At 60.8% G+C, this 14,177-nt stretch carries 11 protein-coding genes; 9 read left to right on the forward strand and 2 right to left on the reverse strand.

Annotated elements, in window-relative coordinates; all coding sequences use genetic code 11:
* Window positions 1-11: 11 nt before the first annotated feature.
* The 4 genes from FBY10_RS07780 (at window position 12) to FBY10_RS07795 (ending at window position 7,930) form a co-directional block, all read left to right on the forward strand.
* Window positions 12-4,622, forward strand: a complete 4,611-nt coding sequence (locus tag FBY10_RS07780) for a hypothetical protein (RefSeq protein ID WP_145337389.1) — start codon at window positions 12-14, stop codon at window positions 4,620-4,622.
* A gap of 62 nt (window positions 4,623-4,684) precedes the next feature.
* Window positions 4,685-5,677: an AraC family transcriptional regulator gene (locus tag FBY10_RS07785; protein ID WP_145337388.1), complete on the forward strand. Its 993-nt coding sequence runs from the start codon at window positions 4,685-4,687 to the stop codon at window positions 5,675-5,677.
* A gap of 130 nt (window positions 5,678-5,807) precedes the next feature.
* Complete coding sequence (locus FBY10_RS07790) at window positions 5,808-6,842, forward strand: histone deacetylase family protein (protein WP_145337387.1); 1,035 nt, start codon at window positions 5,808-5,810, stop codon at window positions 6,840-6,842.
* The gene (locus tag FBY10_RS07795; RefSeq protein ID WP_131697695.1) at window positions 6,839-7,930 is read left to right on the forward strand and encodes a polyamine ABC transporter substrate-binding protein; all 1,092 of its coding nucleotides are present in this window, start codon (window positions 6,839-6,841) and stop codon (window positions 7,928-7,930) included. Before FBY10_RS07790 ends, FBY10_RS07795 begins: the two co-directional genes overlap by 4 nt.
* Window positions 7,931-8,027: 97 nt before the next feature.
* Here the strand turns inward: FBY10_RS07795 and FBY10_RS07800 are convergent, their stop codons facing one another.
* On the reverse strand, window positions 8,028-9,569 hold the full coding sequence (locus FBY10_RS07800; RefSeq protein ID WP_145337386.1) for a PLP-dependent aminotransferase family protein: 1,542 nt from the start codon (window positions 9,567-9,569) through the stop codon (window positions 8,028-8,030).
* A gap of 90 nt (window positions 9,570-9,659) precedes the next feature.
* On the opposite strand from FBY10_RS07800, the gene FBY10_RS07805 reads away from it, so the two are divergent.
* Genes FBY10_RS07805 through FBY10_RS07815 form a run of 3 tightly spaced genes read left to right on the forward strand, consistent with a single transcriptional unit; the run spans window position 9,660 to window position 11,432 of the window.
* On the forward strand, window positions 9,660-10,298 hold the full coding sequence (locus tag FBY10_RS07805; protein WP_145337385.1) for an FMN-binding negative transcriptional regulator: 639 nt from the start codon (window positions 9,660-9,662) through the stop codon (window positions 10,296-10,298).
* Window positions 10,295-10,741 carry a GNAT family N-acetyltransferase gene (locus FBY10_RS07810; protein ID WP_131697698.1) on the forward strand — a complete coding sequence of 149 codons (447 nt, stop codon included), beginning with the start codon at window positions 10,295-10,297 and terminating at the stop codon, window positions 10,739-10,741. Before FBY10_RS07805 ends, FBY10_RS07810 begins: the two co-directional genes overlap by 4 nt.
* A 10-nt stretch (window positions 10,742-10,751) precedes the next feature.
* Window positions 10,752-11,432 carry a GNAT family N-acetyltransferase gene (locus FBY10_RS07815; RefSeq protein ID WP_027608228.1) on the forward strand — a complete coding sequence of 227 codons (681 nt, stop codon included), beginning with the start codon at window positions 10,752-10,754 and terminating at the stop codon, window positions 11,430-11,432.
* 3 nt (window positions 11,433-11,435) lie between these two features.
* On the opposite strand, the gene FBY10_RS07820 is transcribed toward FBY10_RS07815, so the two are convergent.
* On the reverse strand, window positions 11,436-12,335 hold the full coding sequence (locus tag FBY10_RS07820) for a homocysteine S-methyltransferase family protein (RefSeq protein WP_131697700.1): 900 nt from the start codon (window positions 12,333-12,335) through the stop codon (window positions 11,436-11,438).
* 112 nt (window positions 12,336-12,447) lie between these two features.
* On the opposite strand from FBY10_RS07820, the gene FBY10_RS07825 reads away from it, so the two are divergent.
* Window positions 12,448-13,269 (forward strand): ABC transporter substrate-binding protein, encoded by an 822-nt coding sequence (locus tag FBY10_RS07825; protein ID WP_131697701.1) that lies wholly within the window; start codon window positions 12,448-12,450, stop codon window positions 13,267-13,269.
* A complete protein-coding gene (locus tag FBY10_RS07830; protein ID WP_371920965.1) occupies window positions 13,266-14,069 on the forward strand; it encodes an amino acid ABC transporter permease in 804 nt (267 codons plus the stop codon). Before FBY10_RS07825 ends, FBY10_RS07830 begins: the two co-directional genes overlap by 4 nt.
* Window positions 14,070-14,177: the final 108 nt, after the last annotated feature.

Raw genomic sequence — 14,177 nt, forward strand, 5'->3', positions numbered from 1 at the left:
AGGAACCCCTCATGACCTCTGCAACCCCCACCGCCCAGAAACAGCTCAAGAACAATGACCCGACACTGGAGCTGATTGCTCAATTCTACGCAGGGCCTTCCTTCAGAGAGGCCGCCACCGAATTATTGCGTCAGGCGCTGAATGAGCAATACGCAACCCTGAACATCGACCCGGGCAGCACCTTGATGGGCGTGCCGACCTGGCACCTCCTCGACGACCAGATCGTTGCCGGGCCGCCCGAGTATCACGCACTCAGTGACCTGCTGGTCCGCCAGGCGGTACTGGCGATACCGACGCTGTGCATCGAGGGAGAGCACTTTCTCACACGGTACCCGCTCACCGATCCGCCTGTGCATTTGCCCGTGCGCACGACCGATGTTGCGAAAATCCTCAACACCAGAGCCCCGGTCATGCTCTGCGCTTTCCAGGAGCACCTGGTCAACTTCTGGAACGATAGCAACGCCAAAGGCCCGCGCTGGCAGGAACTGTCCAACACCCTGCGTAATGGCTGGAACGTCCAGGAAGTTGAAGCATGGGACGAAACCGACTGCGCCCTGGCACGCCGACTGTTTCACCTGCCCGAACGCGCCACTCGACAAATCGATGATCCCTATGCGAGCAAAGCCTGCATGATCGAAATCGAACAGACGGACGGCACACAGAGCAAGGGATTCAAAGCGTTGCAGATCGCGTTACTGTCGGGCCGGCATCAGGAACGCACGATCATCCTCAGCTACTCACTGCTCAAGGGCTACGAGAAATTCGACTCTCTGGAGCAATTGGGCAAATCGCTGCCGGACCATCTCGGACCACAGGCAAACCGCCCTTCACTCAACTGGCGCTTGTTCGAGCCCGAAGGCGATTTTTTTGATCATCTGGCCTGCGCCTACGTCGCTCAGCAAGTTGACGCTGTTGGCGCCATGAGTTTTTCAGAACTGCGCGAAGACAGTCCGAGCAAGGTCAACAACGCTTTGAATTCAACCCCGGGACCGGACACTGCGCCCGCACAAAAAGGGCCCGGGCTTGAATGGTATCGCGACGCCTTGCCCGATTGGCTGAGCAGCGCCTCGACCAGTGACCTCAACCGCTACGCACGTCTGCTCAAGGACCTGGCGGCGCTTAACAGCGCGCATGCCGGCGCGTCCTACCTGGAAGACATCCCCGGCATCGAGAAGTACGCCCTTGACCAAATCAAGGATCAGATTCTCCTGGACCACCCAACCGCCGGGCACCTGTCTTTTGAAAAAATCCTCGTGCGCGTCAAGAGCCTGGAAACCTGGGGTTCCTTCATTGTTCCGGGCGTCTACAACACAACCACCTTCACACTCGTGGAGCTGGCCCTGCAGAACCTGATTGCGCTGCCCCTGGGCAACAAAACGATTGAGCTTGATAACGCAGTGGCACTGCCCGAATGGATGACCGTCGACTACGTGGAGAACGTTATTCAGCAGGTCAATATCGGCAAGACCTACCCCGAGCTGATCAACACTAAATTGCTGGACCTGCGCCAGGAGTCCGCGCGCCGCAAAGCGCTGTACACCCAACACATGCGCATCCAACTGCCGCTGATGGCGCTGCAGAGCAAGCTTCGTCAGCAGGACGGGATTAATGAACTGGGATACCGCTACATCGCCGCGCTGATGGAACTCGACACCCATGAGCACAACGTGGATGGCCAGGCTATTGTCATGCGCCAATTGGCCTTTGCCCCTAAACGGCGCAGTGCAGGGACCTACGACGAGGTGGCCAACATGTATGTCATCGGCCCGTCCGATCCTGCTGCCGGTCCCTGCCTGCTCTACCGCCCATTGTTCAACCCGCCGCTGGTTCAATACGCCTCGCCTGCCAACCTGATCTACGCCGTGACGCAGTCGCCCGAATTGCGCAACTCGGTACTGGCCTGGCTGCCCGACGCTGTGCGCGAAGACTACGCCAACTACGTATTCCCAGGGGACCTGCCCTCTCCCTGGGCCGTTGCGGACTATCTGGTGGAGCCTGACAAACTGTGGACCCTGAGCGGCCCGATGGTGCTGGGCAACGCCGTGCTGAACGATGACCTGCTCGCCACGCTGTTCACTGCCAACGCCCAGGCATTAGTGACCCTGGCCGATCGCCAGTCGGTCTCCAACGCCGAAAGCCGCTGGGCAACGCTCAAGCAGGCTGGCTGGAACCTGCTCAATGCAGTGCTGCCCTTCCTCAGCCCGACCCTGGGCACCGCCTTGTGGATCTGGCAGGTTCTCGATCAACTGCAACAGTTCGTCGATGCCGAACAGCAACAGGACAAACCCGCGCAATGGGCTGCCATCACCGACGTCCTGCTCAATCTGGGCCTGGCGATCACCCTGCATATCGCCACACGGCATCAGCACACCGGCAAAGCGCTCGCCGCCCAGCGTGAGCCAGAACCGCCGGCTGAAAAAACCGTCGCTAAGGCGATCGTCGTCAAGCAGTTGGCCGACAACGCATCATCCAACCTGCCTGCCGACACTATTTCCCCGCTGAACATCAGTGGCGCGGTCAACCGCCGCACCGAACAACTACGCGCCCTGCTGGAGAGCTTCAAGGTCGAAAAACCCGCGACGCTGAGTAGCCCCATCACCAAGGCAGGTACTCACCAACACCTCTACCGTTCAGGCCAGAAATACTACGTACCCGTCGGCCAACGCTGGTTCGAGGTATCAGCGCAACCGGACGAGCCAGTGTTCATCATTGATCCAACTAAATCAGAACGTATCGGCCCGGCCCTGATCCACAATGCTCTAGGCCAATGGTTTATCGACAGTCGCCTGCGCCTGCGTGGCGGTGGCCCCAAACGCGCGATCAGACGCGCCAGCCTGCAGGCCACGGAAACTGCCAAGCAGTTGCGCGAAAAACTGCAAGCGTTTGAGAACTCAAAAAAAACGTTGTCACTGGACCTGCAACGAGCCCGCACGGAAATGACCGAAGCGCTCGAGACCTCGGCCGACGAGCAACGCCAGCACTATCTGCAAAAACTCGCCACCCAGCATTCGGACTATGAAACGGCCCTGCAACAACTCAAGCAACTGCACGTGTTTGATCCCATCCCAGACTATCAGCCCAGGGCCATCGCCTATTTGAATGCACAACTGGAATTATCCGAAGTGGGTATCAAGGAGGTCCAAAGCACATTCACTCCAGCCTTTCGCAAGGTACTGGAGCAGATCGAACGCCAGGCCCGCGCCCCTCAGGAACGGCATATCGAAGATGCGCGACAACTCACCAGGTTGAATCAGGACATGATCGAGCGCCTGGATTACGTGCACTCACGCTTTGAACAACTACGCCAACTGTCCTCCGAGGGCTTGCACCAGATCCAGCTGCGGAAAAAGCGAATGCCTTCCTACAGCAGTGATGACCTCAAGGCCTTGCAGGTGACCATGTCGCGCAACCTGTGCCTGGATGAAGCCTCTGTTGATAGCGCGCCTGAGGCCTGGGCCGCATTGGACAAGATCGTCGATACCGCTGACATTGCGGTCCAGGCCCTGCGCGATACCTTGTTTGAGCGCAGCGAAGCACGTCTGGATGAACGTATTGAAGCGCTGGGCAGCCTGATCGAACAATTCGCGGTCATCAATGAACGTCTGGAGGACCTGCCACAAGACTTCGCCGACGCCGTCGTTCCCGAACAGCTGGAATCCCTACGTCAGAAAATGCGCGCCTACTCCCAGGATGCGCAGCAGCAACTGACGCTGTTGCATGTCGACCGCGACGCCCTCAGGAGCCGACCCACACCGCCACCCACACCGCCCAGGGCGCAGAAAAAATTCATCAATACCCGCTACAACGGCGTATTGATCGGCGAGCCGCGAATGACCTCCGTCGGGCTTGAGACCGATCTGGTGGATATCAAGTCGCCCATCACTCAACAAATCATCGCGACCTACCACAAAAAAGATCAGGGGTTGTGGGTCCAGCGCGTTACCACGCCACCGCCATCGCATCCTGCGACACCGCAGATCCAGACAGTCCTTGATAAGGCCCAGGTCTTTCTCGACGGCCTGACGGCGTTCAAGGAGCGTGCCGACGAGCAGGCGAAAAAGACGGCGCGTACCGCCATCGGTATCGAGTACCTGTATCACCAGCACGCCCTGGTGCTGGAAGAAACCGGCCAGGCCATTGAACAAGCCTTGTCACGACCGCAACTCGGCACTCAACAGCAGCGCTCTGCGGCCATCCTCAGCCGAAAACTCAAGGAGGCCGCGGCCGAACTCTACCAAGACGCCGCCCAGCACATACGGCGCATGATCAAGGAACGGCCACCCACTATTGCCGGCGTGGAATGGCTCCAGCAGCGCCGCGAAATCACCCTGAAGAAAACCAAGAGTCGACAGCGGCTCAAGAGCGCCAGACCGAACTACCTGGATGAGTACACCATCACGGACCGTGTTACCCATGACGTACTCTGGTATGCCCACTTTCACTATTCGACGTCCTGGACGCAATCCAAGGCGTTCATCAAGGCCCGCTTGAAAACACCCGCTCAGCGCAACCAGGGCCTGACTACCGATACCCCCAACGGCTTGGACTCGCAGGAACTGATTGACTACTACCGTAGCGAAATCAACTTGGAACAGGCACGCCGACTATTCTTCGGCCTCTGATCAACGGGTGCCTGCGGCATGGGAATTGCTCCCTCCAAGCAATTTTTGCAGGGATCCGCCCTATGCTGCACTCACACCTGACCACCTTGAACGCTGTTTCGCTGGTGCTCGAGACGTTCAACACCGAAGGCATAAGCCATGAGGTGCTGCTGGCCGGTAGCGGCATCGAGGTTGTAGACCTGCACCAACCCGATACACGGATCACCACGCGCCAGGAGATGCAGGTCTGCGCAAATGCAGTAGCCCTGCGCCAGGACCTCGGCCTGGAACTGGGGCAACGCATGCACGTGTCGGCCTACGGCATACTGGGCTATGCGCTGCTGACCAGTGCCACCTTCGGTGACGCTTTGCGCTTGGCACTGCGCTATCCGGCACTGCTGGGAACACTTTTCGAGTTGAACCTTGAGGAAGATGGCCAGCGGGTCTGGTTCAACGCCTGCGATTATCGGGAGGATCCGGCGCTGGCGGCATTCAATATCGAGTTGTGCCTGGCGTCGCTCAAGGTGATCTGCGACGACTTGCTCGGCCATCCGTTGCCGTTGCTGGGGGCTCGTTTCGATTACCCGGCGCCCGCCTACAGCGCTCGCTATGGCGAACGCTTCGCCTGCCCGTTGCAGTTCCAGGCGGGTAGCAATGCTTTTGCCTTCGACCGTCAGTGGCTCGATCAACCGTTACCCCTGGCCGATGCCATCACCCATCGCGCCATGGCTGAGCGCTGCCGCAAGCAAAACACCGAGTTCACCGGGCGCCAGGCATGGTTGGGCCGCGTACGTCACCTGCTTGCCACGCAACTGCATGCCGCACCAGGGCTGGACAGGCTCGCCGAGCAGTTGAAGTGCTCGCCACGCACCTTGCGCCGCCACCTGCATGATCTGGGCAGCAGTTATCAGGAACTGCTCGATGAGCTGCGCTTCGAGCAGGCCAAGCAGTGGCTGGCCGACGATGCGATGCCGATCCACTGCATTGCCGAGCAACTGGGTTTCAGTGAAACCGCGAGTTTCCGGCATGCCTTCGTGCGCTGGAGCGGCGTCGCGCCGAGTCAGTTCCGGCCATAAGCCCCGGCGGGCGAATAACGGACAGTGCCGTTGGCCATATTTATCCCGTTTTGGCCACTCCTGCCGTTCTCTTGTCGCACCGACGAGGCAACACTGCAAGGCACCTTCCTGAGTCTTCGAGAACAACAACATGCTGACGATCTACTCGGACAATCACCATCTGCACCATGGCCGTTGCGAATTGATGGACGGACAATTGATGCCCTGTTTCGAAATGCCCTCCCGCGCCGACCACGTGTTGCAACGGGTGAAAGACCGCCAACTGGGGCCCGTGCGCGCACCTCATGATTTCGGCCTGACCCCCTTGGCACGCGTTCACTCCCCGGCCTATCTGGACTTCTTCAAAGGCGCCTGGGAACGCTGGACCGTCTTCGGCCAGGAAGGCGACCTGCTGCCCTACACCTGGCCCGCCCGGACCTTGCGCCGGGTATTGCCCACCAGCCTGCATGGGCAACTGGGTTACTACAGCTTCGACGGCGGCGCGCCCATCACCGCCGGTACCTGGCAGGCGGCCTACAGCGCAGCGCAGGTGGCGCTGACCGCGCAGCAGGCGATCCAGGCCGGTGCGCCGGCGGCGTTTGCCCTGTGCCGCCCACCGGGACACCACGCCGCCAGCGACCTGATGGGCGGTTACTGCTACCTCAACAATGCAGCCATCGCCGCCCAGGCCTTTCTCGATCAGGGCTATAAAAAAGTCGCGATCCTCGATGTGGATTACCACCACGGTAATGGCACCCAATCGATTTTCTATGAGCGTAGCGATGTGCTGTTCACCTCGATCCACGGGCATCCGGAAGCCGAGTTTCCGTTTTTTCTCGGCTATGCCGATGAGCTCGGCGACGGGGCCGGAGAGGGTTTCAACTTCAACTATCCGTTGCCGGCCGGTTCGGGCTGGGACACCTGGAGCGCCGCACTGGAACAGGCTTGCCAGGCCATTGAGGGCTACGGCGCCGACGTGATTGTGGTGTCCCTGGGCGTCGATACTTTCAAGGACGACCCCATCTCGCAGTTCAAACTCGACAGCCCGGATTATCTGGCGATGGGCGCGCGCATCGCCCGTCTGAGCCGGCCGACGCTGTTCGTGATGGAAGGCGGCTACGCGGTAGAAGAAATCGGCATCAATGCCGTCAACGTTCTCGAAGGTTTTGAAGGGGCAGTCGAATGAATCTGTTCAAGTCGCTTGTGCTCTGCGCCGCCGTATTAAGCACCGCCGCGCACGCTGAAGAAAAAACCCTGCGGGTCTACAACTGGTTCGACTACATCACTCCCAAGGCTCTGGAAGACTTCAAGGCCCGGAACCCGGCAATCAAACTGGTCTACGACATCTTCGACACCAATGAAGCCCTGGAAGCCAAGCTGCTCACCGGCAATTCCGGCTATGACGTGGTGGTGCCGTCCAATGTGTTCCTGGCCAAGCAGATCGAGGCCGGCGTGTTCCAGCCGCTGGATCGCAGCCAGCTGCCGAACTGGAACCACCTCGATCCCAAGTTGATGAAGCTGATCGAAGCCAACGACCCCGGCAATAAATTTGCCGTGCCCTACATGTACGGCACCATCCTGATCGGCTTCAACCCCGACAAGGTCAAGGCCGCATTGGGCGCCGATGCACCGGTGGACAGCTGGGACCTGATCTTCAAGGAAGAGAACATCAGCAAGCTCAAGCAATGCGGCGTGGCGCTGCTGGATTCACCCTCGGAGATCCTGCCGCTGGCCTTGCAGCACCTGGGCCTGGACCCCAACAGCAGCAACCCCAAGGACTATGAAAAAGCCGAAGCGTTGCTGATGAAAATCCGCCCGTACATCACCTACTTCCACTCCTCCAAATACATGGCCGATATCGCCAACGGCGACATCTGCGTCGCCGTCGGCTACTCCGGCAGCTTCTCCCAGGCCGCCAACCGCGCCAAGGATGCCAAGAACGGCGTGATCGTCGATATGCGCCTGCCCAAGGAAGGCGCACCGATCTGGTTCGACATGCTGGCCATTCCCAAGGGCGCGAAGAACCCGCAGGACGCCTACACCTTCATCAACTACCTGCTGCAACCGCAAGTCATTGCGCCCATCAGTGATTTCGTCGGCTACCCCAACCCGAACAAAGACGCGACCGAGCAGGTGGACCCCGCGATCCGCAACAACCCCAACCTGTACCCAACCGAAGCGGCGATGGCCACGCTCTATACCTTGAAACCCTTGGGACGCGACGCCGAACGCGCCAGGACGCGCGTCTGGACCAAGATCAAGTCCGGGACCTGATCGGCATGTTCAGCGCAGTGTGGACGAGTGCGCACCCGCCGCCGCGCACTCGCTGACTCTGCCGCTGGCCCGCTGCTTGTTTTCCCAACACTGATGGTCAACCGAAGTGCCAGGCCCTGCGCAACGTCGCCAGGGCCTCGGCGACGGCCGCTTCGGGTACGGCAGCAAAGCCCAGCACCAGGCCGGCGCGCTGGTCTTCCGGGGGGGTGGATTGCGCCAGCCAGTAACTGCTTAACCCATTGATTTCGACGTCCACGGCACGGGCCTGCTCAAGCAGCTGTTGCTCGCGGGCCAGGCTGTCCACGCGCACGGTCATGTGGAGCCCTGCGGCAATGACGGGCAACTCGCCGACACCCGGCAAACCGCGCGGCCACCCGGCGAGCAAGGCATTGCGCCGGCTCAATGCCGCACGCCGCATCCGACGGATATGCCGCTGGAAGTGTCCGGCCGCCATGAATTCGGCCATCACGGCTTGGGTGCTGACTTCCGAGTGGCGCATATCCACCGCACGGCGCCGCGAGAAGGCATCGACCAGGCCAGGCGGCAACACCAGATAGCCCAGGCGCAAGGCCGGGAACGCGACTTTGCCGAAGGTGCCGACGTAGAGCACACGCCCACTGCGGTCCAGCGCGGCCAGGGGCGCCAGCGGTGCGCCGCTGTAGCGGTATTCGCCGTCATAGTCGTCCTCCACGATCCAACCGCCGGTGCGCTCGGCCCAGGCCAGCAACTCCAGACGCCGCGCCAGGCTCATCACCACGCCCAGCGGGTATTGATGGGAGGGCGTGACATAGGCCAGGCGGCAATTGACCAAGGTATTCAGGACCTGGCAATCGATGCCGTCGCTGTCCACCGGCACGCCCTGCAAATTGGCACCGGCCAAGGCGAATGCGTGACCTGCGGCGCGATAGCCCGGGTTTTCCACCGCCACCCCGTCACCTGGCTCTACCAGCAACTGTGCACAAAGGCTGATTGCCTGCTGTGCGCCGCTGGTGATCACTATTTGCTCAGCCGTGCACTGCATGCCCCGTGAACTGCGCAGGTACGCCGCGATCAACCCGCGCAGCCGCGCATCGCCTGCCGGGTCGCCGTAGCACAATTGCTCCATGTCGGGTTTGCGCCAGAACGCCCCGTTCAGCTTGGCCCAGACCTCAAACGGGAACAGATCGAAAGCCGGCACGCCCACGCGAAAGGCCTTGGGCGGACCGGCTGGCGGTTGTGGCAAATGGTTATTTCGCACGCGCCCCAAGGCCGACCTGTGGATAACTTCGCCAGCGAGATCTTCCGGTAAATCGGCCCATTTTGTGGATAAGGCTGGGGATAAGCCTGTTGATAACCCTGTGGACACTTTTGTGGATAGTTTTTTCGGGCTGGGCAGTTGGGCGACATAGGTACCGTCACCCACGCGGCCTTCGATAAAACCTTCGGCGTACAGCTGATCGTAGGCACGCACCACGCTGTTACGGGAAATCGCCAGGGCCGCCGCCAAGTCACGGCTGGCGGGCAAGCGCGTACCGCTGACCAGCCGGCCATCCAGCACGCGCTGGCGTAAGGCTTCATAGAGTTGGCGTGTCAGGCCTTGCCGCCGATCCAACTCAATACCGGCAGGGTTGAACGACAGCGGCGGCTCTACGGAAGGCATCGAATTGGACCTATTAAATTGACGTTAGATGGCTCTTACAACGAACCATTAGCCTGCCTAGGATGCAGGCATTCGCCAAGGAAAATATTCATGTACACACCTCGTGCCTTTGCCCTCGAAGACTTGCCCGAGATACAGCAACTGATCCAGCACACACGCCTGGCGCAGTTGGTGACCTTGGGTGAACAAGGCCTGCAGGCCAGCCATTTGCCGCTGCTGCTCAATCCCGATGAAGGCCCCAATGGCACACTGTACGGGCACCTGGCCAAGGCCAATCCGCAGTGGCGCGACCTGCAAAACGGCAGCGAAGCCCTGGTGATCTTTGCCGGCGCCGAGGCCTACGTCAGTCCGGCGTTTTACCCGGCCAAGGCTGAGCACGGCAAAGTGGTGCCCACCTGGAATTACATCGCGGTGCATGCCTATGGCAAGGCCGAGGTGTTTACCGATGCCGAACGGGTGCTCGGCGTGGTCAGCGCCCTCACCGACCGCCACGAGGGCAACCGCGCCCAGCCCTGGAAAGTCAGCGACGCCCCGGCTGATTACATTGACGGCATGCTCAAGGCCATCGTCGGCTTCAGCCTGCCGATCGAGCGCCTGATCGGCAAACGCAAGCTCAGTCAAAACCGCAGCGCAGCGGACATCGCCGGCGTACGCGACGGGCTGGCCTCCAGCGCCGATATCCGCGACCAGACCCTCGCGCGCTTTATTCCCCAAGGAGTTTCAGAATGAGCCAGATCGACATCCGCCAGGTCACCGCGGCCGACCACGCCGCCTGGCTGCCGCTGTGGCAGGCGTACTTGACGTTCTACAACACCGAACTGCCGGACGCCGTCAGCCAGAGCACCTGGCAGCGCCTGATCGATCCCAATGAGCCGACCCACTCCGCGTTGGCCTGGCAGGATGGCAAGGCGGTGGGCATGGTCAATTTCATCTACCACCGTTCCAACTGGAGCATCGAAAACTCCTGCTACCTGCAGGACCTGCTGGTGGACCCGGCTCAGCGCGGCACTGGTGTCGGCCGTAAACTGATCGAGTTCGTCTACGCCACTGCCAAGGCCGACGGCTGCTGCAAGGTCCACTGGCTGACCCACGAGACCAACGCCACCGCGATCCAACTCTACGAGCGCATCGCCGAACGCCCTGGCTTCATTCAATTTCGCAAAGGTCTTTAAGGAGCGCAGCATGTCTACTTCCCTCGCCGACTGGAAAGGCGCCCCGGCGCCCACCGCGCAACTGCTCGAAGGGCGCTTTATCCGCCTGGAAAAACTCGACCCGGCGCGCCACGCCGATCAATTGTGGCAAGCCCTCGAAGGCCCCGGTGCCGACCCCAAGCTGTGGGACTACCTGCCTTACGGCCCGTTTGCCGAGCGCGCCGCGTTCGATGCGTGGTTGAACAACCATGCGGCGAATAGCGATCCGTATTTCTTCAGCGTGGTCGACCGTGCGTCCGGCCAGGTGCAGGGCATCCTCAGCCTGATGTCCATCGTACCGGCCCAGGGCCGTATCGAAATCGGCCATGTCACCTTCGGCGCGCCGATGCAGCGCTCACCCAAAAGCACCGAGGCGGTGTACCTCTTGGCCAAATACGCCTTCGAGCAGGGCTACCGACGCCTGGAGTGGAAGTGCAACAACGGCAACGCCCGCTCCAAATATGCGGCTGAGCGGTTGGGGTTCAGTTTTGAAGGGGTGTTTCGCCAGCATATGGTGGTGAAGGGGCAGAACCGGGATACGGCCTGGTATTCGATTCTGGATTCGGAGTGGCCGACGGTGGGCGCGGGGTTTGAGGCGTGGTTGTCCGAGGCGAACCAGGCAGGTTCCGGGCAGTTGAAGGGCCTGGCGGAGTGTCGCCGCCAGGCGCTTTAAGGCTTAGACCAGCTTCTGGGCCAGCACCGCAATGTGCTCCGGCCCGATCCCGCAGCAACCGCCCAAGTGGCTGGCACCACGCTTTTGCCAGTCCGCGGCCCACTGCAGGTAGCCCGGTGGGTCGAGATCCTCGCGCAAGGGGTCCAGGCCGTCGTTGGCCGTGGCTTCCTTGGGCTGTGGCGGGAAGGCGTTGGCGTAGGCGCCGATCTGAATCGCCACGCCCAGCCGCTCGAAGGTTTGGCGCGCGGCATCGATCGCCGCGCCGATCACTTCCGGCTGGCTGCAATTGAACAGCAACACTTGCACGCCCAGCTGCGCCGCCGCTTCGGCCGCATCCGCCACCGGTTCGCCGGAACGCAGGCGCGGTACATCGTCGGTGTCTTCATCTTTCAAGGTAAACGACAGCCAGAACGGCTTGCCATCCTTCGGCAGACCCGCATGAATCGCCCGCGCTTCGACGATTGAGCTCTGGGTCTCCGCCAGCCACAGATCGACATGGGGTGCCAGGCCCTGCACCAGCGGTGTCAGCAATTCAGACACGCGCTGCGGCTCGAACAGGTCGGGACGATACGAACCAAACAACGGCGGCAACGAGCCGGCCACACGCACGGCTTTGCCCGAAGCCTGCACCGCCCTTCTGGCCAATTCACCCGCCAGTGCCGCCAGGGCCTGGCCTTCGGCAGCAAACCGCGCCTCACCGATATGAAACGGCACCACCGCGTAGCTGTTGCTGGTGATCACGTTGGCGCCGCTGTCGATATAGGCCGCATGCACCGCCTCCACCGCCTGCGGTGCTTCGCTCAAGGCCAGCGCCGACCACTCCGGCTGCCTGAAGGGCGCACCGCGTCGTTGCAGTTCACGGCCCATGCCGCCGTCCAGAATTACTGTGCTTACTGCGCCCATATGCTTTTTACTCATAAGCTTATGAAAATAACTCACTATGAGAGTCGTTCTTATAACTATTTAATACGTTCAATTCGGTTCATAACAACTCTTTTTTATTCAGGTGCCCACTTTGAAACTTAAACCGCTATTGGCCTTGGGCCTGACGATGCTTGCTGCCTCCACCCAAGCCTTTGGCGGCGCGACCCTGGACCGGATTGAGAAGAAGAAAGAACTGGTGGGCGTGCTGATGGAAAGCTACCCGCCGTTCTCGTTCCTCAACGACCAAAACCAACTCGACGGCTTCGATGTCGATGTGGCCAAGGCCGTCGCGCAAAAGCTCGGTGTGAAACTGCGTCTGGAAACGCCGTCGTGGGACGTGATCGCCGCTGGCCGCTGGAGCGGTCGCTACGACATCTGCATCTGCTCCATGACCCCGAGCAAGGCCCGCGCCGAGGTGTTTGATTTCCCGGTGGAGTACTACGCCTCCCCCGCCGTAATCGTGGTCAATGCCAAAGATGACAGCATCCATGGCGCCAAGGACCTGAGCGGTAAAAAGGTCGGGCTCACCAGCGCCTCCAGCTACGAAAGCTATCTGAACAAGAACCTGGTGATCGAAGGCGCCGAAGACACCCAACTGCAGTACCCGTTCGAGGACGTGCAGATCGCCCCGTACGACACCGATAACGTCGCCTTCCAGGACCTCGGCCTGGGCGCCGGTGTGCGCCTGGATGCAATCCTCACCAACCTGGTCACCGCCCAGCCGCGCCTGAACGAAGACAAACGCTTCAAGCTCGCCGGCGCGCCGCTGTACGCCGAACCCAATTCGGTCGCCATCGAAAAAGGCGACGCTCAGTGGGACGCCAAGGTGCGTGAGGTGTTTGCCCAGTTGAAACAGGACGGCACCCTGAGCAAACTGTCGCAAAAATGGATCGGTGCCGATATCAGCCAATGAGTGTTCCTCCAAAACCTGCGCGCGCCCTGCTGGGCTTTCGCACGCGGCTTTACCTGACCTGGGCGGCCCTGTTCGCCCTGTTTGCCAGTTTCTTCCTGAGCTTTGACCTGAAGTTCTCGATCATCCTCGACAAGCTGCCCAACCTGGTTGGCCTGCACCTGGCCCCCAATGGCTTCCTGCAAGGCGCAGCGCTGACGCTGTTCCTGTGCCTGTGTTCGATTGCCGCTTCGTCGGTGCTGGGCTTTGTCACTGCGCTCGGGCGCTTGTCCAAGAGTGCCGTGGCCTTTGGCATAGCCAGCTTTTACGCGTCGTTTTTCCGTGGCACGCCGTTGCTGATCCAGATCCTGCTGATCTACCTCGGCCTGCCGCAGCTGGGCCTGGTGCCGGGTGCCATCGTCGCGGGGATCATCGCGCTGTCGCTGAACTACGGCGCTTACCTGAGCGAAATCTTCCGCGCCGGTATCCTGGGCGTCCCTCATGGGCAACGGGAAGCCGCGCTGGCCCTTGGCATGCGCGACAGCGCGATCTTCTGGCACGTCACCCTGCCCCAGGCCATGCGCACCATCATCCCGCCGGCGACCAACCAGTTCATCTCCATGCTCAAGGACTCGTCACTGATCTCGGTGATGGGCGTGTGGGAAGTGATGTTCCTGGCGCAATCCTACGGGCGCTCCAGTTATCGCTACATCGAGATGCTCAGCACCGCGGCAATCATCTATTGGATCATGTCCCTCGGGCTGGAACTGATCCAGGCGCGGATGGAACGCCATTTTGGCAAGGGGTATGTAAAGCGAGGGTGAGGTCAGTAAAGTAACCATCGACCGCAACCTTACGGTGCCAATCCTGCTGCATTCTTTTTCGCATCAGGCTAGAGACATCTCCCGCAAACGAGCACTGCCTGGCCTGAC

Source organism: Pseudomonas sp. SJZ103 (assembly GCF_007828335.1).
GTDB lineage: Bacteria > Pseudomonadota > Gammaproteobacteria > Pseudomonadales > Pseudomonadaceae > Aquipseudomonas.

Excerpts from the sequence above, each read along its gene's own strand:
- FBY10_RS07780 (WP_145337389.1), top strand. The coding sequence starts at position 12 with ATGACCTCTGCAACCCCCACCGCCCAGAAACAGCTCAAGAACAATGAC.
- FBY10_RS07785 (WP_145337388.1), top strand. The coding sequence starts at position 4,685 with ATGCTGCACTCACACCTGACCACCTTGAACGCTGTTTCGCTGGTGCTC.
- FBY10_RS07790 (WP_145337387.1), top strand. The coding sequence starts at position 5,808 with ATGCTGACGATCTACTCGGACAATCACCATCTGCACCATGGCCGTTGC.
- FBY10_RS07795 (WP_131697695.1), top strand. The coding sequence starts at position 6,839 with ATGAATCTGTTCAAGTCGCTTGTGCTCTGCGCCGCCGTATTAAGCACC.
- FBY10_RS07800 (WP_145337386.1), bottom strand. The coding sequence starts at position 9,569 with ATGCCTTCCGTAGAGCCGCCGCTGTCGTTCAACCCTGCCGGTATTGAG.
- FBY10_RS07805 (WP_145337385.1), top strand. The coding sequence starts at position 9,660 with ATGTACACACCTCGTGCCTTTGCCCTCGAAGACTTGCCCGAGATACAG.
- FBY10_RS07810 (WP_131697698.1), top strand. The coding sequence starts at position 10,295 with ATGAGCCAGATCGACATCCGCCAGGTCACCGCGGCCGACCACGCCGCC.
- FBY10_RS07815 (WP_027608228.1), top strand. The coding sequence starts at position 10,752 with ATGTCTACTTCCCTCGCCGACTGGAAAGGCGCCCCGGCGCCCACCGCG.
- FBY10_RS07820 (WP_131697700.1), bottom strand. The coding sequence starts at position 12,335 with ATGGGCGCAGTAAGCACAGTAATTCTGGACGGCGGCATGGGCCGTGAA.
- FBY10_RS07830 (WP_371920965.1), top strand. The coding sequence starts at position 13,266 with ATGAGTGTTCCTCCAAAACCTGCGCGCGCCCTGCTGGGCTTTCGCACG.